The 22,291-nt window shown below is 66.1% G+C and carries 14 protein-coding genes; 8 read left to right on the plus strand and 6 right to left on the minus strand.

All coding sequences use genetic code 11. The annotated features are described in order from the left end of the window. Positions 1-64: 64 nt before the first annotated feature. Positions 65-1,684: a choline dehydrogenase gene (locus tag O6Y00_RS11945; protein ID WP_353442837.1), complete on the minus strand. Its 1,620-nt coding sequence runs from the start codon at positions 1,682-1,684 to the stop codon at positions 65-67. A gap of 56 nt (positions 1,685-1,740) precedes the next feature. Then, positions 1,741-2,295 carry a TetR/AcrR family transcriptional regulator gene (locus O6Y00_RS11950; protein WP_353442838.1) on the minus strand — a complete coding sequence of 185 codons (555 nt, stop codon included), beginning with the start codon at positions 2,293-2,295 and terminating at the stop codon, positions 1,741-1,743. Positions 2,296-2,409: 114 nt separating this feature from the next. Here O6Y00_RS11950 and O6Y00_RS11955 point away from each other — a divergent pair, with 114 nt between their 5' ends. From O6Y00_RS11955 to O6Y00_RS11980, 6 genes are all read left to right on the plus strand, one after another. Further along, complete coding sequence (locus O6Y00_RS11955) at positions 2,410-3,663, plus strand: acetyl-CoA C-acetyltransferase (RefSeq protein ID WP_353442839.1); 1,254 nt, start codon at positions 2,410-2,412, stop codon at positions 3,661-3,663. Next, entirely contained in the window at positions 3,663-5,201 is a 1,539-nt protein-coding gene (locus O6Y00_RS11960; protein WP_353442840.1) for an acyl-CoA synthetase, read from the plus strand. The genes O6Y00_RS11955 and O6Y00_RS11960 overlap by 1 nt, the downstream gene beginning before the upstream one ends. After that, positions 5,198-6,295 (plus strand): acyl-CoA dehydrogenase family protein, encoded by a 1,098-nt coding sequence (locus O6Y00_RS11965; protein ID WP_353442841.1) that lies wholly within the window; start codon positions 5,198-5,200, stop codon positions 6,293-6,295. The genes O6Y00_RS11960 and O6Y00_RS11965 overlap by 4 nt, the downstream gene beginning before the upstream one ends. Positions 6,296-6,305: 10 nt before the next feature. Beyond that, positions 6,306-7,526 carry an acyl-CoA dehydrogenase family protein gene (locus O6Y00_RS11970; RefSeq protein ID WP_353442842.1) on the plus strand — a complete coding sequence of 407 codons (1,221 nt, stop codon included), beginning with the start codon at positions 6,306-6,308 and terminating at the stop codon, positions 7,524-7,526. A 137-nt stretch (positions 7,527-7,663) separates the two neighbouring features. After that, on the plus strand, positions 7,664-8,029 hold the full coding sequence (locus O6Y00_RS11975; protein WP_353442843.1) for an energy transducer TonB: 366 nt from the start codon (positions 7,664-7,666) through the stop codon (positions 8,027-8,029). Between the two features lie 173 nt (positions 8,030-8,202). After that, on the plus strand, positions 8,203-9,618 hold the full coding sequence (locus tag O6Y00_RS11980) for a coniferyl aldehyde dehydrogenase (protein WP_353442844.1): 1,416 nt from the start codon (positions 8,203-8,205) through the stop codon (positions 9,616-9,618). A gap of 35 nt (positions 9,619-9,653) precedes the next feature. Here the strand turns inward: O6Y00_RS11980 and O6Y00_RS11985 are convergent, their stop codons facing one another. The 3 genes from O6Y00_RS11985 to O6Y00_RS11995 all read right to left on the minus strand — a co-directional run bounded on the left by O6Y00_RS11985 (position 9,654) and on the right by O6Y00_RS11995 (position 16,284). After that, on the minus strand, positions 9,654-11,633 hold the full coding sequence (locus O6Y00_RS11985; protein WP_353442845.1) for a PAS domain-containing hybrid sensor histidine kinase/response regulator: 1,980 nt from the start codon (positions 11,631-11,633) through the stop codon (positions 9,654-9,656). A 1-nt stretch (position 11,634) separates the two neighbouring features. Continuing rightward, positions 11,635-13,146: an ATPase domain-containing protein gene (locus tag O6Y00_RS11990; RefSeq protein ID WP_353442846.1), complete on the minus strand. Its 1,512-nt coding sequence runs from the start codon at positions 13,144-13,146 to the stop codon at positions 11,635-11,637. A 120-nt stretch (positions 13,147-13,266) separates the two neighbouring features. Beyond that, entirely contained in the window at positions 13,267-16,284 is a 3,018-nt protein-coding gene (locus O6Y00_RS11995) for a TonB-dependent receptor plug domain-containing protein (RefSeq protein ID WP_353442847.1), read from the minus strand. Positions 16,285-16,558: 274 nt separating this feature from the next. Between O6Y00_RS11995 and O6Y00_RS12000 the strand changes: the two genes are divergently transcribed. Next, positions 16,559-19,570, plus strand: coding sequence for a glycosyl hydrolase family 28-related protein (locus O6Y00_RS12000; RefSeq protein WP_435368620.1), 3,012 nt, complete (start codon positions 16,559-16,561; stop codon positions 19,568-19,570). An 84-nt stretch (positions 19,571-19,654) separates the two neighbouring features. Further along, a complete protein-coding gene (locus O6Y00_RS12005) occupies positions 19,655-21,844 on the plus strand; it encodes a penicillin acylase family protein (protein ID WP_353442848.1) in 2,190 nt (729 codons plus the stop codon). 13 nt (positions 21,845-21,857) lie between these two features. Here the strand turns inward: O6Y00_RS12005 and O6Y00_RS12010 are convergent, their stop codons facing one another. Beyond that, the gene (locus tag O6Y00_RS12010) at positions 21,858-22,217 is read right to left on the minus strand and encodes a hypothetical protein (protein WP_353442849.1); all 360 of its coding nucleotides are present in this window, start codon (positions 22,215-22,217) and stop codon (positions 21,858-21,860) included. Between the last annotated feature and the right edge of the window lie 74 nt (positions 22,218-22,291).

Consider the following 22,291-nt stretch of genomic DNA (forward strand, 5'->3'; position numbering starts at 1 on the left):
TCCCCCTCCGTCACCTACGGTGCCACCTCCCCCTGGCGGGGGAGGATGCAAATACCGATCGCCGTCAGGCAGCCCGCGCCAGTTGCCGCCCTTTGATCATATCCGCCGCCTTTTCCGCGATCATGATCGTCGGCGCGTTGGTGTTGGACCCGATCAGCGTCGGCATCACCGAGGCGTCTACCACCCGCAACCCTCGAAGCCCGCGCACAGCCAAGGTCGCATCGACCACCGCCAGCTTATCGTCCGCGGTCCCCATCTTGCACGTCCCCACCGGATGGTAGATCGTTTCGGCCGTCCGCCGCACCCAGGCGTCGATCTCGTCATCGGTCCGCACATCCTCGCCCGGTGACAATTCCCCCGCACGGTACGGATCGAGCGCCGCCTGCCGCGCCACGTCGCGACCGATCCCGATGCAGGCGCGCATCACCCGACGATCTTCCGCCGTCGCCAAGTAATTCGCCGCAATCACCGGATCGGCGTACGGATCGGCCGAGCGCAGCCCTATCCGCCCCCGGCTTTCCGGCCGCAACTGGCAGAGATGCAGCGTGAAGCCGTCCTCGGTCGCCTTCACCTTGCCGTGATCCTGCATGATCGCGAGCACCGCGTGGATCTGCACGTCGGGCCGCGACAGCCCCTCGCGCGACGCCACGAACGCGCCTGCCTCGAGGAACTGCTGCCGCCCCGCCCCCTTGCCACGCAACAGGTAATTGAGCCCGACGCCGATCATCCCGACGCCCTTGGTCATCGCGTACCCGGTTCGCAGCCCGCGCGATTTCCAGTTCATCACGACGTCGAGATGGTCCTGCAAATTCTCGCCGACGCCGGGCAGCGCATGCACCACGCCGAGGCCCGCCGCGGTCAACCGATCGGGATCGCCGATTCCCGACAGCTGGAGGATATGCGGTGACTGCACCGCCCCCGCGCACAACAACACTTCGCGCGCTGCGGTTACCGACTCCGCGCGCGCGCCCTTGTCGAGCACGTAATCGACGCCGGTCGCACGCCCCTTGTCGATCCGGATCCGTGTCGTCCGCGCGCCCGTGACGCAGGTCAGGTTGCGCCGCGACAATACCGGCCGCAGATACGCCGCCGCGGTGCTCCAGCGCTTCCCGTCCGCGACCGTCAGGTCGTAGCGTCCGAAGCCCTCCTGGCTCGCGCCGTTGAAATCCTCAGTCACCGGATAGCCCGCCTGCCGCCCCGCCTCGACCAGCGCATCGTAGAACGGGCTGTCGGACTCGCCGCCCGAGATCGTCAGCGGGCCCGCGCCACCGTGCAGATCGCATTCGCCGCGATGATGGCCTTCGAGCCGCTTGAAATACGGCAGCACATCGTCGAACGACCAGCCCGGCAAGCCCATCTGCCGCCACTCGTCATAGTCCTGCGGATGGCCCCGCGTGTAGATCATGCCGTTGATCGACGAGCTGCCGCCCAACCCCTTGCCGCGCGGCCACCACAGCCGGCGGTTGTCGAGATGCGGTTCGGGCTCGGTCGAGAATCCCCAGTTGCTCGCGTTCTTGCTCTTGATGAGTTCGCCGACCCCCGCCGGCATCCGCACCAGCACGCCGTCGTTGCGGCCGCCCGCCTCGAGCAGCAGTACGCTCACCCCCGGGTCCTCGGTCAGTCGCGCGGCGAGCACACAGCCGGCCGAGCCCGCGCCGATAATCACGTAGTCATACGTCTGCATGCCCGCATCCTCTTGTTCGCGCTCCGTTTTTTACGGAGTCGCATTGCCCGTATATGCTACCGCTCGCACAGCAGTGTGAGCAACCCATTGCGCAACACGCTTCGGTCCAGCCCGTCGGCCGAATGGACTTCGCTCAACCCGATCGCGAGCAATGCGAACGCCCGGATCCCCGCCTCGACCGGGTCGAACCCATGCGCCGTCAGCTGCTCGACCAGAAACGCCATGACCTTGTCGTCATGCTCGCGGATCGCCGCTGCCACGCGTGGATCACTCTTCGCCCAGGCGCGCATCGCCAGCGCCAATTGCGACAAGTCGAAGTCGCGGACATGATCGGCGAATGCGCGGATGCGCTCGACCGGCGCCAGGTCGGACGCTTGCAGCGACTCGACCAGCGGATCGATCTGCGCCTCGATGAAATATCCCGCGAGCGCCGCGTGGTAGCCATCGAAGTCCTTGAAATGATGATAGAAGCTACCCGTCGATGCGCCCAGCGTCAGCGCCAGGCCGCGGAGCTTCAGCGCACGCAGCCCGCCATCCTTCAACAACTGCAAGCCGATTTCCAGCCAGTCGCGTGGTGCCAGATCCGCGCGCGGTACGACCGCCTCTTCCACCAATACCCTGCTTGACAAGCCAATCCCCATAACGAATGTTACGCCGTACAGACGCCGGAGGCAATCCGGCACCAGGCACCACGACCGAACCGGCGGGTGCAACAGGAGAGCGATGTGGCCGAGGCACTGATCATCGACGCCGTCCGTACCCCGCGCGGTATCGGCAAGACCGGCAAGGGCGCGCTTGCGCACATGCACCCCCAACATCTCGCCGCGACCGTCCTGAAGGCGATTGCCGAGCGAAACAAGCTAGATACCGCCGATGTCGACGACATCATCTGGTCGACCTCGACTCAGCGTGGCGAGCAAAGCGGCGATCTCGGGCGGATGGCGGCGCTCGATGCGGGCTATGACGTCAAGGCGAGCGGGACGACGCTCGACCGGTTCTGCGGCGGCGGGATTACCGCGGTGAACTTCGCCGCGGCGCAGATCATGAGCGGAATGGAAGACCTCGTCATCGCCGGCGGTACCGAGATGATGTCGCTGACCACGACGATGATGCAGGACGACATGGCGGCGGGGAAGCGGCCGCTCGGGATCGGCTCGGGCAACGCCAGGCTCGACGCGGCGCATCCGCAATCGAACCAGGGCATCTGTGCCGACGCGATCGCCAGCATCGAGGGGATCGACCGCGCAACGCTCGAAGCGCTCGGGCTCGAAAGTCAGCGGCGCGCCGCGGTCGCGATCGCCGAAGGGCGGTTCGATCGCAGCCTCGTCCCGGTCACCGACGATACCGGCGCGCTGGTGCTCGAAAAGGACGAATATCCGCGGCCCGACACCACCGCAGAGGGCCTCGCTGCGCTGCGCCCGTCGTTTGCGGGAATCGCCGACATTCCGCTCGACGAGAAGGGCACGACGTATCGCAAGCAGATCAACCGCCGTTATCCCGACCTCGAAATCGCGCATGTCCACCACGCCGGCAACTCGTCTGGCGTGGTCGACGGCGCCGCCGCCGTGCTGCTCGCCAGCGCAGACTATGCCGCCAAGCACGGGTTGAAACCCCGCGCGCGGATCGTCGCGATGGCGAACATGGGCGACGACCCGACGCTGATGCTCAACGCCCCCGTCCCCGCCGCGCGTAAGGTTCTCGCGAAGGCCGGGCTGACGGTCGACGACATCGACCTCTGGGAAATCAACGAGGCGTTCGCGGTGGTCGCCGAGAAGTTCATCCGTGACCTGAAGCTCGACCGCGACAAGGTGAACGTCAACGGCGGCTCGATTGCGCTGGGCCATCCGATCGGCGCGACCGGCGCGATCCTGATCGGCACGATACTGGACGAGCTCGAACGCCGCGACCTGAAACGCGGGCTCGTGACGATGTGCGCGGGCGGCGGGATGGCGCCGGCAATCATTATCGAGCGCGTCTGATGCACCCCGTCGCGCACGCGCTGACGACCCCCGAGAAACCCGCTTATATCATGGCGGCGACGGGCGAGACGGTGACGTATCGCGACCTCGACGAACGGGCGAACCGGGGCGCGCACCTGCTCCGGTCGCTCGGGCTGAAGCGCGGCGACGGCATTGCGGTGCTGATGGACAATTCCGCGCGCTATCTGGAGGTGATGTGGGCGGCCGAGCGCACCGGCGTCTATTGCACCTGTCTGCCCTCGAAGCTCACCGCGAGCGAGGCGGCGTACATCATCCGCGACGGCGACTGCCGAGTGCTAATCGTGAGCAAGGGATGTGCAGAAGTAGCCGCCGCGCTGGTGCCGATGGTCTATGACGTGCGCCGCTACGTCGTAGACGGCGCGATCGACGGGTACGCGGCATACGAAGCGGCGCGCGACGCAAAGCCCGCCACGCCGATCGTAGATCCCTCACCCGGCGGCATCCTGCTCTATTCCTCGGGCACCACGGGCAAGCCAAAGGGCGTCAAGCACGCGCTGTCGGACGAGCCGTTCGGGACCAATGTCTCGCCGCTCGTGATGCTCGGCAAGGGGCTGTACGGGTTCACGCCCGAGATGGTCTATCTCTCGCCCGCGCCACTCTATCACGCAGCGCCGCTGCGCTGGTCGATGGCAGTGCATCAGGTCGGCGGCACCGTCGTCGTGATGGAGCATTTCGATCCCGAAGCCGCGCTTGCCGCGATCGAGCGGTTCCACGTCACACACGCGCAATGGGTGCCGACGCACTTCATCCGCCTGCTGAAGCTCCCACCCGAGGTCCGCGCGCGCTACGACGTGTCGTCGTTGAAGGCGGTATGGCACGCCGCGGCCCCCTGCCCGCTCCCGGTCAAGCAGGCGATGATCGACTGGTGGGGCCCGATCATCGGCGAATATTACGCCGGCACCGAAGGCAACGGGTTCTGCGCGATCTCCAGCGCGGAATGGCTGGCGCACAAGGGCTCGGTCGGCCGTAACCTGACCGCTAAGACGATGATCTGCGACGAGGACGGCAATGCACTGCCCCCGCGCGCTGAAGGCGACGTGTATTTTGCGGGCGGTGGGGCGTTCGAATATCACAACGACCCCGCCAAGACCGCGGAAGCCGCCAACGCGCACGGCTGGACGACGCTCGGCGACGTCGGCTGGCTCGACGAGGAGGGCTATCTCTACCTCACCGATCGCAAGAGCTTCATGATCATCTCGGGCGGCGTGAACATCTATCCCGCCGAGATCGAGAACCTCCTCGTTACCCATCCGAAAGTCGCCGACGTCGCGGTGATCGGCGCGCCCGACGACGAGATGGGCGAGCAGGTGGTGGCGATCGTCTGCCCCGCCGATCCGACCGAGGATCGCGTGCACCTCGCTGCCGAGCTCAGCGCCTTCGCCCGCGCCAACCTCAGCCACGTCAAGGCGCCGCGCCGGATCGACTTCCGCGACACGCTGCCGCGGCACGAGACGGGCAAGCTCTACAAGCGCCTGCTCCGCGACGAATATTGGGCGCATTCGAAGGAGTCCGCATGAACTTCGATTATTCCGACGACCAGAAATTCCTCAAGGGCGAAGCGCGCAAGTTTCTCGGCGCGCATTGCGGCAGCGACCGTGTCCGCACAGTGCTCGACGATCCCGCTAGGGCCTATGACGCTGATCTCTGGAAGGCGGTCGGCGAACAAGGCTGGCTCGGCGCAGCGATCCCCGAAGAATTCGGCGGACTGGGGCTCGGCCATATCGAACTCTGCGCGATCGCAGAGGAACTCGGACGAGCCTGCGCGCCGATCCCGTTCGCCTCGACCGTCTATTTCGTCGCTGAGGCGCTAATGCTGTACGGCAGTGACACCCAGAAGGTCCGATGGCTGCCGAGGATCGCGGCGGGCGACGTCGTCGGCGCGTTCGCAACCTCCGAAGGCGCCGGCCCGGTCACCGCGCGCTCGGTCCGCACCACCGTCTCCGCCGGCAAGCTCACCGGCGAGAAGATCCCCGTCACCGATGGCGACGTCGCCGACCTGATCGTTATCCTAGCCCGCGACGGCCTCTACCTCGTCGAGAAGGGCGTCGGCGTTTCCGCGGAAGTCTTGGAAACGCTCGACCCGACGCGAAGCGCCGCCCGCCTCACCTTCACAGACGCCCCTTGCGAAAAGCTTGGCAGCGACGACGGCATCGCCACGATGCAGGCGGTGTTCGACCGGGCCGCGGTACTCCTCGCATTCGAGCAACTCGGCGGCGCGGATCGCTGTCTTGAGATGGCGAAGGGCTATGCGCTCGATCGCTACGCGTTCGGCCGGCAGATCGGCGGTTATCAGGCGATCAAGCACAAGCTTGCCGACATGTACGTGAAGAACGAACTCGCGCGCTCGAACGCCTATTACGGCGCGTGGGCGCTGAACGCGGGCGCCGCCGAACTGCCGCTCGCCGCCGCCACTGCGCGTGTCGCCGCCTCCGACGCCTACTGGTTCGCGTCGAAGGAGAACATCCAGACGCATGGCGGGATGGGTTTCACCTGGGAGTCCGACTGCCACCTCTATTACCGCCGCTCGCGCCAGCTCGCGCTCGTCGCCGGCAGCCCCGCAGCGTGGCGCGAGCGCCTCGTCGGCCAACTCGAAATGCGCAACGCCGCCTGAAAGGACGAGCATGGACTTCAAGGACAGCGACGCCGAAGCCACCTACCGCGCCGCAGCGCGCGACTGGCTCGACGCGAACATCGCCGAGCACGATGCCGGCCACTACCCCGACGACATGGCCAAGGCGAAGGCATGGCAGGCACGCAAGGCGGCCGGCGGTTACGCCTGCATCACTTGGCCGCAGGAATGGGGTGGCGGCGGTGGCACCCCGATCGAGAGCGTCATCTTCGGCCAGGAAGAGGCGCGCCACGCGGTCGATGGCAGCTATTTCACGATCGGGCTCGGCATGTGCGTGCCGACCGTGATGGCCTATGCCGACGACGCGACCAAGCACCGCTTCGTGGGCCCTGCGGTGCGCGGCGACGAGATCTGGTCGCAGCTTTTCTCCGAACCCGCCGGCGGCTCGGACGTCGCCGCGATCCGTACCCGTGCCGTGCGCGCCAAGAACGAGAATGGGAGCGACGACTGGATCATTAACGGCCAGAAGGTCTGGACCTCGGGCGCGCACTACAGCGACTACGGCATCGCCCTGGTCCGCACCAATCCCGACGTGCCGAAGCATCAGGGCCTGACGATGTTCTGGCTCGACCTGAAGGTGCCGGGAATCGAAATCCGCCCGATCCATCAGATGTCCGGCGGGTCGAGCTTCAACGAAGTCTGGTTCGAGGACGTCCGGATATCCGACGCGCAACGCCTCGGACCCGTAGACGGCGGCTGGAAGGTTGCGCTGTTCACGCTGATGAACGAGCGCCTCGCGATCGGCACGAGTGGCGGCGTTGGGCCCGAAGACATCCTCGCCTTCGCCGCCCAGGCCAACGGCGCAGACGGTCCGCTGCTGAAGGACGCCGCGTTCCGCCAGACGCTCGCCGACTGGTGGGTGCAATCCGAAGGCCTGCGCAACACCCGGATGCGGACGATCACCGCGCTGTCGAAGGGACAGGTGCCAGGCCCCGAAAGCTCGATCGGCAAGATCGTCGCCGCCAACCAGCTCCAGGCGATCGGCAACACCGCGGTCGAGGCCGGCGATCAATACGGCATCATAGCCGACCCCGCGCTGACCCCGCTGAAAGGCGCGTTCCACGCCGCAACGATGTGGGCGCCCGGCCTGCGCATCGCCGGCGGCACCGACGAGATCCTCAAGAACATCATCGCCGAACGCGTCCTCGGCCTCCCCGGCGAAATCCGCGTCGACAAGGACCAGGCGTTCCGGGACCTGCCGGTGGGGGCTTGAGAGCGGGCAGCATACAGCGCGCGAAATCCGGAAAACGGCATCCGCGCTACTCGATTGATTACAGGGATGCATTGAGCGATGCTGGCATCAATGGTCCGTAGCGCGACTTGATAGCGGACAGTGATAGGCGAGGAATGATGACGATGTTGCAAGCGGTTGTATCATTCGCCCTGCTGGCTTCTGCCGGTGCATCGACGCCAGCGAAGTTGATTTCAGTTCAGCTGGATTACCCGCCGACCGCATTGCGCGCCCGTTCGGAAGGAGTGGTCGCGTTCGAGGTAAAACTGGCGAAGAATGGCAAGGTCGCTGGATGCCGGGTGACGCAAACCAGCGATCATGCCGATCTCGACCAACAGACTTGCAGCCAGTTACGAAAAACCGCGCAGTTCAAACCAGCGCTGGACGTGACAGGCAAGCCTGTCGCGTCGATGTATGCAGGCAGACTGCGCTGGAAGCTGCCAAGCTCAACGCCAGAAGCAGTGCCCGCTGTTGCTCCGCAATAGATTGCGACCGTGTTAGCAAAGTCTTCTAACGGCTACTTGATAACTGACGGCAGCGTACTGGATATGGTCGGTTCAGAAAGGCCACATCGCCCTCCACCGAACCTCTGCCAGCTGGCGCTCATCTAGCTTGTTGCATGCGTATTCGCGTTTTGCCCCCGTTTTAGGATGCTCCTATGACCGAAATGCAAACCATCCTCGCCGTCCAGCGCGAAGCGTTCATGGCGGAGCTTCCCGTCACCATGGCGGTGCGCCTCGATCGGCTCAAGCGCGCAGCGGCGATGGTGCGGGACAACGCGGCGCGGTTCTGCGACGCGGTATCCGAGGATTTCGGACATCGCAGTCGCGAGCAGACGATGATGACCGATATCGGTGCGTCGCTCGCGCCGATCGCGCATGCCGCCAAGCATCTCGACCGCTGGATGAGGCGCGAGCGCCGCGCGGTGCAGTTTCCCTTGGGGCTTTTGGGCGCAAAGGCTTGGGTCGAGTACCAGCCAAAGGGTGTGATCGGCATTATCGCGCCGTGGAATTTTCCCGTGAACCTGCTGGTCGGGCCGCTCGCGGGCGTGTTCGCCGCGGGTAATCGGGCGATGGCGAAGACGAGTGAATACACGCCCGCGACCGCCGCGCTGTTCGAGGAGATCGCGCCGAAGTATTTCGCCCAGGACGAACTCGCGATCGTGTCGGGCGATGCGGAGGTCGGCAAGGCGTTCTCCGCACTCCCGTTCGATCACCTCATCTTCACCGGCGCGACCGCGATCGGCCGCCACATCCTCCACGCCGCCGCCGACAATCTGACCCCGGTCACGCTCGAACTCGGCGGCAAGTCGCCGGTCATCCTCGGCGCCTCGGCGGATATCGCGAAGGCCACCGAACGCGTGACGCTCGGGAAGATGATGAACGCCGGGCAGATCTGCCTCGCGCCGGACTACATGCTCGTGCCGTCCGCGAACGAGGCCAAGGTGGTCGACGGCATCAAGGCGGCGGCCAGCGCCATGTACCCCACCCTGCTCGCCAACGCAGACTACACCTCGGTGGTCAACGATCGCCACCACCAGCGCCTCACCGACTGGATCGCCGACGCCCGCGCGAAGGGCGCGACGGTCGAGGTCGTGAACCCCGCCAACGAGGATTTCGGCGCCGCTAATTCGCGGAAGATGCCGCTCCACATCGTCCGCGACGCGACCGACGACATGATCGTGATGCAGGAGGAGATCTTCGGCCCGGTCCTGCCGATCCGCCGCTACGACGGGATCGACGACGCGATCGCGCAGGTGAACCGCCGCGACCGGCCGCTCGGGCTGTATTATTTCGGCAACGACGACGCAGAACGCCGCCGCGTGCTCGACCGGACGATCTCGGGCGGGGTAACGCTCGACGACGTCGTCTTCCACGTCTCGATGGAGGACCTCCCCTTCGGCGGCAGCGGCCCGTCGGGGATGGGCGCGTATCACGGCATCGACGGCTTCCGCACGTTCAGCCATACGCGCGCAGTGTTCAAGCAGTCGCGGCTCGACGTTGCCAAGCTCGCCGGGTTGAAGCCACCTTACGGTGCGGCCGCCGCCAAGACGATCGCGCGGATGATCAAATAGCGTCCGGGGCGGTCTGCGACCGTCCCCAGCACCGATTACTTCACCGCGCGCAATCTGGGCCGGTCGGGCGGGACCTGCCGGAGCAGATCGTCGACGCGGCTCGCCAGGTCGGCTTGGCGAAACGGCTTGGACAAGCGAATTACGCCTTCCGGGACGTCCTCGCCAGCCGCCGCATAGCCGGTGACCAGCAGCGCCGGGATGCGGTGACCGGACGCCCAGAGTTCGCTGATCAGCTGACCGCCGGTCATGCCGGGCATCAAATAGTCACTGACCAGCACATCGGCATCGACACCGGCACGGATCGCCGAGAGCGCCTGGCTGGCGGAGGCAACTTCGACCACGACATAGCCGATATCGCGCAGCATGTCGGCGGTCGCCGCGCGGACCAGATCCTCGTCGTCGACCAGCAGCACCTTGGCCGCACGCCGTGCGATGACCGGCTCCGCCCTGGTCTCGGTCGTATCGGCGGCAGGCTCGTCGGTCGTCGGCAGCCAGAGCTCGACTGAGGTACCGGAACCCGGTTCGCTCGTCAGGCGCAGCGTACCGCCCGACTGCGCGGCAAGACCGTGGATCATCGAGAGGCCTAGGCCGGTGCCCTTGCCGACGCCCTTGGTCGAGAAGAACGGCTCGGTGGCGCGCGCCAGCGTCGCCCGGTCCATGCCGATGCCGGTGTCGATCGCCGCGATCCGGACATACCGTGCCGGGGCCAGCCCCATGACGTTGCGATCGTCGGCGACCGTCTCGCTGACCGACAGCGTGAGCTTGCCACCGCCCGGCATCGCGTCACGCGCATTGATCGCAAGGTTCAACAATGCCAGTTCGAGCTGGTTGGGGTCGACGCGCGCCGCCGACAGGTGCCGAGGAATCTCGAGCGTGACGGTGATCGACGGTCCCAAGGATCGCCGGATCAGATCGACCAGGCCGTCGATCAGCGCGCCGATATCCACCGCCTTTGGCTGGAGCGCCTGCCGCCGCGCAAAGGCAAGCAGCCGCTGCGTCAGCGTCGCGGCGCGCTCAGCGGCCTGCAACGCACCGCCGATCATCCGCTGGGTCCGCTCGTCGTCCTTGTGGCGCCGGCGCAGCAGATCGAGGCTACCAACGATCGGGGTCAGGAGATTGTTGAAATCATGCGCGACCCCGCCCGTCAGCTGGCCGATCGCATCCATCTTCTGCGCCTGCGCCAGCTGCGCGTCGGATTCCTTGCGTTCGGTCACGTCGGACACGACGCCGGTCATCCGCACCGCGTTGCCGGCATCGTCGTAGCGAACGCGGCCCTTGGCGACGATCCAGCGCGACTGGCCATCGGCCGCATCGATCCGACATTCGGCATCGATCGTGCCGGACTGCCGCGCCTGCTCGAACGCCTGCGCCATGCCAGCCCGCTGCTGAGGATCGATGTGACCGAGGAAGGTGTCGACGCTCCAGTCCGCGCGTCCCTGCGGATAGCCGAAGATCTCGTCGTGCCGCAGCGTCCGTCGCGCCTCGCCGGTCGCGAGATCGAGATCCCAGCTGCCCATGCCGGCCGCCTCGAGCGCGATCTCCAGACTCTCGCGCGCCGATCGCAGTTCGCTCGTCCGGTCGAGCACCGCGCGTTCGAGCGTGACGGCGACATCGCGCAACTCGTATTGGCGTCGGCGCGACGTCAAGGCGGAGCGGACCGCACCGAGCATCGCTTCGGCATGAAGCGGCCGTTCGAGCAAGATGACGTTGCCGAGATCGCTCAGACGCTGCGTGGCGCGCACCGTCCGCGGTGTCTTGGTTCCGTTCGCCAGCACGATAAAGGGGATGTCGGCCCATTTCGGCTGCGCAGCGACCCATTCCGCCAGCGAGGCGGGGTCGGCCGTCGTCAACGCTTCCTCCGTCAGCAGCACCGCCGCCGCGCCTCTGTCGAGTTCGGCGAGCAGCCCTGCCTGGTCGTCGCACACCGTCGCGGCGATACCATCCTTGCCGAGCAGATCCGCAGCAATCGCCGCGTCACGCCCCCGCGGCGCCAGGATCAGAACGCGGTCGTCCATCTCAGTCGCGCGTACCGTGCATGCCGATCCGGCTGGCCATCAACGTCTTTCCTTCACCCGAGAATGTCGGAACGCCGGTCAGCACGCCCTGGAATTCGCGCAGGGGCTCGCCGACCAACAATCCGTTGCTACCAATCTGAAACTCCCGGATCGTTCGTTCGTGCCGTGCGGTGCGCGTCTTGATGACGGAAATTGCCTGTCGCACCTCGCCATGCGCCTCGAAATAGCGGAGTTGGACGATGGTATCGGACAGATAGCTCAGGTCCACGTCGGAGCGAACATCGCCGGTAATGCCGTGTAGGCCGAGGATCAGCAGGCTGACGATCCCCTTCTGCCCGAGATAGGTCAGCATCTCGTGCATCTGCAGGATCAGGAACTGCTCGTTCGGCATCGCCTGCAGATACGCGTTCAGGCTGTCGATCACGACGACCTGCGCGCGATGCTCCTCGACCGCCGCGCGGACCGCTCCGGAAAACTCTCCCGGCGACATTTCGGCGGGATCGATGGCACGCAGTTCGAGCTGTCCGTTGTCGACATAGGGCATCAGATCCATGCCGAGCGAGGCGCTTCGCTTCAGCAACGTCGGGAGCCGCTCGTCGAACAGGAAATACGCAGCGCGCTCGCCGCGCTTCAACGCCGCGATCATCGACTGGACGGAGGCCGTCGTCTTGCCGACGCCCGCCGGGCCCGTCAGCAGCGTCGCGGTCCCTGGGATCAGTCCGCCACCCAGCAACGCGTCGAGTTCGGCGGACCCGGTCGATACGGCCTCGTCCGAATATGCCATGACGTGTTCGGACGCGACCAGACGGGGATAGACGCGCAGCCCACCACGTTCGATCTCGAAATCATGATAGCCGCCCCGGTAGCGCAGCCCACGCATCTTCACGATGTGCAGCCGTCGGCGCTGCGCCCCGAACCCGGACAGCGTCTGCTCGAGCGACACCACACCGTGCGCGATGCTGTGCAACTGGAGATCGCTGCCCGACCCGCTCTTGTCGTCGAGGAACAGGACGGTGCATGCGCGTGTCGAGAAGAAGTGCTTGAGCGCGAGAATCTGGCGACGATACCGGATCGGGCTCTGCGCGAGGAGCCGCAGCTCGGACAGGCTGTCGATGACGACGCGCGCCGGACGCAGTTCGTCGACCTTCGCCATCACGTCACGGATCGTCTCGCCAAGCTCGACCTCGCTCGGATGCAGCAACGTCTGCTCGTGATCCTCACCGAAGCCGTCGGCCGGCACCATCTCGAACAGCGTCAGCGGATCGAGCGACCAGCCATGCGTGGCCGCCACCGCGCGCAGTTCGACCTCGGTCTCCGCCAGCGTGATATAGAGCCCGGTCTCCCCGACCGACGCCCCCGCCAGCAGGAAGCCCAGCCCCAGCGTCGTCTTGCCCGTCCCCGGCGTACCTTCGACGAGATACATCCGGTCGGGGGTCAGTCCGCCATTGAGGATATCGTCGAGCCCGACGATCCCGGTCCGGGCACGCGGCGGCAAATTTTCGTTCTGTGCCAATCAGGCACTCCTTCCCTGTCGATCAAGCGCATCCAGGATGCGTCAAATTACGGGGAACATAGGAGATAGCGGACCGATCGCCTAGCCACCGGCCGAACATGGCGGGAACCGGCTCACGGATCAGAACCGCGCGCGCACCCCGACGCGGTAAAAGCGGCCAAGCGTGTCGTACAGCGCGGGGTTCACGTCGAGGCCGGTATTGGTCTGCGGCGCGGGTTCCGGATCGTGATCGAACACATTATCGACCTTGAAGAACATGCTGACCTGTTTGGTCACGTTCACCGAACCACCCAGGTCGAAGTAGAACGCGCCCTTCATCGTGTTGTAGTCGATCGTCGGGTGGTTGGCGGTCGAGGCCGGGCAGCCGGTGGTGCAGACGACATATTGGTTGCCGAACACGCCGTCCGAGAACCAGCGCTCTTGCAGGTTGATGCTGAAGACCTCGTTGTCGTAGCTTTGCGTCGCCAGCCACTTCCAGTCCGGCGTGTTGCCGTTGTTGGCCCCCGCCTGGTCAACCACGGCCACGCCGGCGATCCCGGCGTCGACGAGGAATTCCTTCACATGCGTGCCGAGCGCACGGATCGTGAAATTACCGGGGATGCCGAGCGGCTTCTTCCATTGATAGCTGGCTTCGATGTCGAACCCGCTGGTCTTCCACGAGGCGAGGTTGAACGGCTGGACGTTGATGAAATTACCGCCTTGGGTCGGACTGTTGAGCACGAAGCCCCCGCAGAACGCCTGGTTGCCTTCGAAGCAGAAGCGGACGATCTGGTCGGGCAACAGCGTCGAGACCACACCGTCGAGCTTGATCTTGTAATAATCGAACGACAGGCCGAGACCCGGCGCCCATGACGGGTGCGACAGGACGATACCAACCTCGGTATTGCGCGCGATTTCCGGCTTGAGATTGGTGTTGCCGATCGTGTTCTGGAACGCTTGCACCCCGCCGCCCGGTGGGAACGGGTTGGTGAAGTTGGGCAGCGTCGTGACGGTCGGCGCGGCGAACAGCTCGGACAGGTTCGGCGCGCGGACGTCGCGCGAGGTGACGGCGCGCAAGCGGATGCCGTCCAGCGGCGTATCCCAGGTGCCGCCGGCCTTCCAGGCCCAGACCGTGCCCGAGGTGCTATAGTGCGTCACGCGGCCCGCGCCGTTGAGGTTGGCGCGGCCGATCGCCTCGTTGTTGAACAGGGGGAGGTTGAGTTCGAGGAACCCCTCATACACCTCGTATTTGCCGCGCCCGTTCTTGTAGTTGCCTGCCGCCCAATTGGTGCCCACCGACGAATTGAGCACCGGATCGGCAGGATAGGCTGCGCTGTTCGGGCTGACCGCGGCGACACCGGCGCCGTAGGGATCGCCGTGGACGCGGTAGAATTCGCGACGGTATTCGCCACCGAACGCGATCGCCAGCGGCCCCGCCCACAGGTTGAGCGGCTCGCCCGAGACGTTGACGCTTGCCACGTCCTGCGTGAGCTTGGTGCGCTGGAGCGGTCCGTTGGCCGGCGTCACATAAGCGAGCGCCGATGCCGACGGCACGGCGCCGCCAAAGACGTTGATCGGCTGGCACCCGGCGGCGCGCGCGGCCGGATCGGCGCAAACGACCGCGCCGTTCAGCGTGATAGCGTTCGTCGCGGCGACGTAGCGCGGCTGGAGCACGGTGTCGTCGACGTCGATCGCCGCGAGCGTGATGCCGTGTTCGTAATACGCGTCATAGGTCCAGGGCGTGCTGCCGATCTCGAACTTGCCCTTCAGCCCGCCGACGAAGCGGTACTGGCGACGATCCGTCTGGACCAGCGGGTCGGGGAAATTGCCGTTGCTGGTACCGAAGTTGAACTGCGTGATTCCCGGGGTGTTCGTGACGGGGTTGATCGCCGTCGCACAACGATCCCGCACCAGTTGCGGCAGGAACGCGTTGGCGCATTGCACGGTGAGGTTCGGACGGTTGTACCCCGGGCTCGGCTGGTTGCTGGTCTTCACCTGCGCGATGTTGACGGTGACATAGGCCTCGTTGTTCTCGGCGAAATCGAAGCCGATCCGTCCGAAGCCGTTAAGCCGCTCGATCGACGATTTCAGCGATGCGCCCGAACCCGGCGCACCGGACAGGTCGCCGCCGACGCAGAAGCTGTTGCCGGGGAAGCAGTTGGTAACGTCGCCAGTCCCGGTCGGACGGCCGTTCGAACCATAGTTGAAATTATACGGCGCACTGTTCTGGTCGAAGGCGATGCCCTGCAACGGGCCGTTGTTGATCAGTCCGTAGCGCGCATATTGGTAAGGCTGCGCATAATCGCGATAATTATACTGCGGCAGGCCGTTGTTCGTTTGCTTGGTGTTGACGAGCGTGGTCGCGCGGTACCAGTCTCGACCCTTGGCGAGATCAGTGCCGAAATCGCCCGGGCCGACGCCGTCCTCGTCGTCATATTCGCCGCTGACGATCAGGTGCAGCTTATCGCCGAACAGCGCGGTACCGAATGCCGCTTGGACGAGGCCCTGCTTGTCGTCGCCATAGTTGGTGATGCCGCCCTGGACGTTCGCCTTGAAGCCCTTGAACCGCGTGTCGGTGATGAAGTTGACCACGCCGCCGACCGCGTCCGAGCCGTAGGAGGCCGACGCACCGCCGGTCACGACGTCGACGCGCTTGACCAGCAGCTGCGGGAACATGCTGATGTCCGGTACGCCGGTGACGTTCGCGCCGACGACACGCTGGCCATCGAGCAAGGTCAGCGTGCGGATGGGCCCGAGGCCACGCAACGAGAACGAGCTCAACCCCTGCGTGCCGCTGGACGTGCTGAACGTGCCGGTAGAGGTCCCGGTCGAACCCTGCAGCGACGGCAACTGCGCGACCGCGTTGAAGATGTTCGGCTGCGCGTTCTTGAGGATCTGGTCCTCGCCGATCACGGTCGTCGGCGTCGGCGCGTTAAAACCGCTAGAGGTGATGCGCGAGCCGGTGACGACGATGTCCTCCGATGTCGACGGGGTCCGCGTCGCCTCGGGCACATCGGGTGCGATCTGCGGCGTCTCCAGCGTCGCGGGCGCGACTGGAGCCGACTGGCCTGCCGCCGCCGTGGTCATCAGGGCGGCTGCCAGTGCCGCGACGCTGACCGCGCCACCGTGGAAGCGCCGGGCCAACCGTCGATCGCGCATGACCATCTCCATCATCCATCCCCTTTTGCCCATTGCCTCGCGCCGGTTCTCCGGGTCGGACATGTCGCCTCTGGGTCGGGTTCTACGCCAAACCGATAGCGGTATCATCTACGACCATCGTCGCGGGCCTCGACCCGTGGTGTATCGCCGCGGGCCGCCACTCGTGCATCGTCTCGAGGGCCGACCTACGACCTTCGCCGACGTACGACCTTCGTAGTGGATGAAGCGGAGCGTCTCCGACGGTAGGACCGGGTTCGATAACGGGAGACGGGCGATGAAGGCGAAATGGCTGTTGGGGACGGCGGTGCTGCTCCCCGCGTTGATGCTGCTCGCAACCCCGGTGCTTGCAAAATCGAGCTCTGTCTACCTGAGCGCACCCCATGATCCCGGTGCGATCACGGTGCAGGGCGCTGGCGACGGGCGGACCGACGATAGCGCCGCAATCCAGCAGGCGATCGATGCCGCGGCGGCCGGCGGCAAGGGCGGCATCGTGTTCCTGCCCTCGGGGCGATACCGGATCAGCCGCACGATCTTCGTCCGGTCCGCGGTGCGGATCTTCGGGGTCGGGCCGACCCGTCCGGAGATCGTGCTGGCCGACAACAGCGCAGGCTACGCGTCGGGCATCGCCGCGATGGTAGCGTTCACCGGCGAGGATCAATACCATGTCGGCAAGGCACCCGTGCCGCCCCCCACCAGCGAGCCGTTCGACCCGAGCATCTTCGACGCGACCTCGAGCACCTTCTATTCCGCGCTGTCGAACGTCGATTTCCGGATCGGCGCGGGCAATACGGGCGCGGTCGCGGTCCGCTTCCGCGTCGCCCAGCACGGCTATCTCCGGCATGTCGACTTCCATATCGGGTCGGGGCTCGCCGGCGTCTACCAGGCCGGCAATGAGTTCGAAGATCTGCGTTTCTACGGCGGCCGCTACGGCATCATGTCCGAAAAAACGTCGCCCGCCTGGCAGTTCACGCTGATCGATTCCGAGTTCCAGGGCCAGCGCGACGCCGCGATCCGCGAACACGAGGTCGATCTGACACTGGTCAACGTGGCGATCCGTGACACGCCGATCGGGATCGACATCGACCGCGGCTATTCAGACTCGCTCTGGGGCAAGGACGTCCGGTTCGAGAACGTGTCGCAGGCCGGCATCGTCATTTCCGCGGAGAACAGCGTCTTCACGCAGATCGGCTTCGACAACGCGGTCGCCGCCAACACGCCAGTCTTCGCCCGCTTCCGCGACAGCGGCAAGACGGTGACCGGATCGAGCAAGACCTACCGGGTGAGCGATTTTTCCTACGGGCTGAAGCTACCGGGTCTCGGCACAATCGGGGACTATGCCACCGATGTCGTGATGGCGCCGCTCGCCCGTTTGCCCGCCCGGCGCGCGCCTGCGATCCGGGTGATGCCGACGGTGCGCGACTGGACGAATGCGCGCGATCTCGGCGTGCAGGGCGACGACCGGACCGACGATACCGTCGCGCTCCAGCGTGCGATCGACACGCACCGCGTCGTCTATCTTCCGGCAGGCCGCTACCGCCTGACCGACACGCTCACGCTGCGTCCGGACAGCGTGCTGATCGCGCTCCATCCCAGCCTTACCCAACTCTACCTGCCCGACCAGACACCTGGCTATATGGGCGTCGGCGGACCGAAAGCGCTGCTCCAGAGCGCGAAGGGCGGCAACGACATCGTCTCGGGGCTCGGCCTGTCGACCGGTGGCGTGAACCCGCGGGCGACCGCGCTGCTGTGGCGCGCGGGCGAGGCGTCGATGGTCAACGACGTCAAGATTCAGGGCGGCGCCGGCACCGTGCCGACCAAGGGGGCGATCGGCTACGGCGATTCCCGCGCGCGTTTCGACGGCCAGCATCCGAGCATCTGGGTGACCGACGGCGGCGGCGGGACGTTCGCGGCGCTGTGGTCGCCCAACACGCTCGCCTCGGCCGGCTTCTACGTCTCGAACACCAAGACGCCGGGCCATGTCTACGAACTGTCCGCCGAACATCACTACCGTGCCGAAATCGTCCTCGATCACGTCGAGAACTGGGAGTTTCTCGCGCCGCAGACCGAGCAGGAGGTGCGCGACGGCGTCGATGCCATCTCGACCGAGATTCGCCACTCGCGCAACATCCTGTTCGCCAATTATCACGGCTACCGCGTCACGCGCTCGATCAAGCCGATGGACGCCGCGGTGAAGCTGTACGAGTCCGGCGATATCCGCTTCCGCAATGTCCATGTGAATGCCGAGAGCGGTTTTGCGAGTTGCGACGCGAAGGGCTGCGGCACGTATCTCCGCGCCAGCAAATATCCGTTCGAGAACGCGATCAAGGACATGACCCGTAGGCAGGAGGTGCGAGAGCGCGAGTTCGCGCGGCTCGACGTGCCCGCGGGTCCCGCCACCGCGGCGATTGCTTCGGCGGTCCCGGTCTCGCCCGGCGTCGAGAAGCTCGCGGACGGCTTCTATTCGATCGCCGGAGGCGCAGTCGATGCGAAGGGCAAGCTGTACTTCATCGATCGCTTTTTGCAGCGCATCCATGGCTGGTCGAGCACCGAAGGGCTGTCGATCGTCGCGGACGCACCGCTCGACGCGGTGAACCTCGCGGTCGATCGATCCGGCGATCTGCTCGTCCTGTCCTCGGCCGGACGTGACGGCAGCGTCTACAGCATCGATCCGGCGAAACCCGCCGACGTCCGCGTGATCGCCCCGACGCCCAGCCGCGTACGACGCGACGCGGCGACCGTGCTGCCCGCCAACGTGTGGGAGAATGGCGAGTTCGCCGACCGGATCGATCCGAAGACCTACCAGTACCCGACTATGGCCGACCTGTTCGCGACCAAGATGCGCGCGGCAAAGACCGCGGAATACGTCTCGCCCGATGGCTCGCTCGTCCTCCCCGCCTTCCGCGTGTGGAACCAGGGGCCCGACGATCACCAGGGCTGGCGCTGGTCGGATGCGCTGGACGCGCACGGCTTCGTCGCCGCCAAGCCGGGCGAGCGCGTCGTCCTCACCAACGCATCGGAGAACCGCACCTATAGCGGCCTCGTTGGCGATGGCGGCAGCGTGACGGACCTGAAGGTCGTCGCCGAGCGTGGCGGCGAGAGCGTCGCGCGCGATGCCGCGGGCAATGTCTACGTCGCCAACGGGCAGGTGTTCGTCTATCGGCCCGACGGCACGCTGCTTCGCCGGATCGACGTTCCGGACCGTCCGTTGCAACTCGTCGTCGGCGGTGCGGACGGGCGCACGTTGTTCATCCTCACGCACCACGCCTTGTACGCGACCGCGCTGTGATCTGACTTCCGCCTCGCAACCTGACGCTATGGGTAGCGGCGATCGGCGCATGGCGTTTCACGGCGTTCCGATTTACGCTCGGGCATGATCCTTCGCGCGCGCAGTCCGGTGATCCTGCTAGCCCTGCTGACGGCGGCGCCCAGTGCCTCGCCGCTCAGCCCCCCGACGACCGAGACGTCCCGGTGGCAGGCACAGGCCGCGCGGGTCACGATCACGCGCGACGACTGGGGGATCCCGCACGTTCGCGGACGGACCGACGCCGATGCGGTATTCGGCCTGATCTACGCGCAGGCCGAAGATGATTTTGCCCGCATCGAGGCGAACTATCTGACCGCGCTCGGCCGCACCGCCGAGGCGGACGGCGAGGACGCGCTGTGGGCCGACCTGCGCCAGCGCCTGTTCGTCGACCCGGTCGAACTGCCCGCGCAATATGCGGCCAGCCCGGGCTGGCTGCGCAACCTCATGCAGGCCTGGGCGGACGGGCTCAACTATTACCTCGCGACGCATCCGCAGACCAGGCCGAGGGTCCTCACCCGGTTCGAACCGTGGATGGCGCTGAGCTTCACCGAGGGAAGTATCGGTGGCGATATCGAGCGGATTTCGCTGAGCGACCTCAAGACCTTCTACGGCACGGCGACCCCGCCGACGCCCGAGGAACGCGGCACGATCCCGCGCGAACCGTCGGGCTCGAACGGCATCGCGATCGCGCCGCGGCTCACCACCGACGGCCATGCGCTGCTGCTCATCAATCCGCATACCAGCTTCTATTTCCGGTCCGAGGCGCAGATGACCAGCGCCGAAGGGCTGGACGCCTATGGTGCCAGCACCTGGGGGCAGTTCTTCGTCTATCAGGGGTTCAACGCCAGTGCAGGCTGGATGCACACCTCGTCGACGGTCGACAATATCGACGAGTTCGCCGAGCGGGTGTCGCGCACCGCCGGTGCCTATGCCTATCGCTACGGCGCGGAACACCGGGCGGTCACGACGCGGCAAGTCAGCCTGCGTTACAGCGATGCCGACGGGGCGATCCGCGTGCGCAATTTCACCACCTACCGCACGCATCACGGGCCGATCGTCGCGAGGAAGGATGGCCGCTGGATCGCCACCGCGTTGATGTGGAAACCCGTCCCCGCGCTCGAGCAGAGCTATCTGCGGACCAAGGCGACCGATCTCGCCAGCTACCTCGCGGTCGCCGAGCGCAAGGCGAATTCGTCCAACGACACGCTGTTTGCCGACGCGAAGGGCGAGATCGCGTTTCTCATGCCGCAGTTCATGCCGATCCGCGACGACCGGTTCGACTATACCCGCCCCGTCGACGGCAGCGATCCCGCGACCGACTGGCACGGGCTGCATACGCTCGCCAACCTGCCGAGCGTGCTCAACCCGCGCACCGGCTGGGCGCACAACACCAACGATTGGCCGTGGAGCGCGGCCGGCCCCGACAGTCCCAAGCCGGTCGACTATCCGCGCTACATGGACCAGGTCGGGGGCAATGCGCGTGGCGTGCATGCGGACCTGCTGCTGACCGGCAAGCGTGGCTGGACCGCCGAGCGCCTGCGCACCGCCGCGTTCGATCCCTATTTGCCCGCCTTCGCGCGGTTGTTGCCCGGGCTGGTCGCCGCATGGGACGCGCTGCCCGCGCGTGACCCGCGACGCCAGGCGCTTGCCGCGCCGATCGCGGCGCTCAAGGCGTGGGATCATCGCTGGGGTGCTGGTTCGACCACCACCAGCCTCGCCGTCTTCTGGGGCGACCAATTGTGGCGCGAGGTCGGCAGTTTCGCGCAGACCGAGCGATTGAACGTGCCCGACTACATCGCCACGCGCGTGACCGCCGACGCCAAGCTCGCCGCGCTATCCGCTGCGGTCGCGCGCCTGACGCAAGATTTCGGTGACTGGCGGACGCCGTGGCGCGACATCAACCGATTCCAGCGTCTGGACGACGCGATCACGCCTCATTTCGACGATTCGAAGCCCTCGATCCCGGTGCCCTTCACCTCGGCGCAATGGGGCAGCCTGGCGTCGTTCGGCGCGAAGCCGTGGCCGGGAACGAAACGCTATTACGGCACCAGCGGTAACAGTTTCGTCGCGATCGTCGCGTTCGGTCCGCGCGTGATGGCGTCGGCGGTAATGGCCGGCGGCCAGAGCGGCGATCCGGCCTCGCCGCATTTCGCGGATCAGACGACGCGCTATGCGGAGGGCAAGCTGCGCCCCGTCTATTTCTACCCGGACGAGCTACAAGGGCACGTCGAACGCCGCTACCGTCCAGGCGAATGAGGCGGCGCGGTGATCACTGGTAATGCGCGACGTTCTCGAAGCCGCTGTTAAGCTTCGCCATTTTGCGCAGTTTCTTCAGATACGCGCGAACATGCCGATCGAACCGCGTGTCGTTGTAGACGCCCGCGCAGATATACTCGTCCTTCTGCAGCAACGCGTCCAGCTCCGCGAGGAACGCCGGCTGGTCGTCGACCGATTTCTTGGCCTTGAGGATACGGCAGACCATCTCCTCGGCATTGGCCTTGTCGCAATCGTCCTGCCGCTCCCAGCCGGCTTTCTCGGCGACCACCTGATCGCCCCGCGCGGCGACCACCCTGCTGTCGAGCCAGGCGCGAACCGTCGCCCCGTTCCAGTCCTTCGCAACCTTGTCCACCACGTCACGTGCCCCTTGCTTCGCTGGCGCCGGCGATACGACCGACTGCGGCGCGCGTCGAGGACCGGTCCTCC

Origin of the sequence: Sphingomonas faeni (assembly GCF_040407565.1) — a bacterium.
GTDB classification, from domain to species: Bacteria; Pseudomonadota; Alphaproteobacteria; order Sphingomonadales; family Sphingomonadaceae; genus Sphingomonas; species Sphingomonas faeni_F.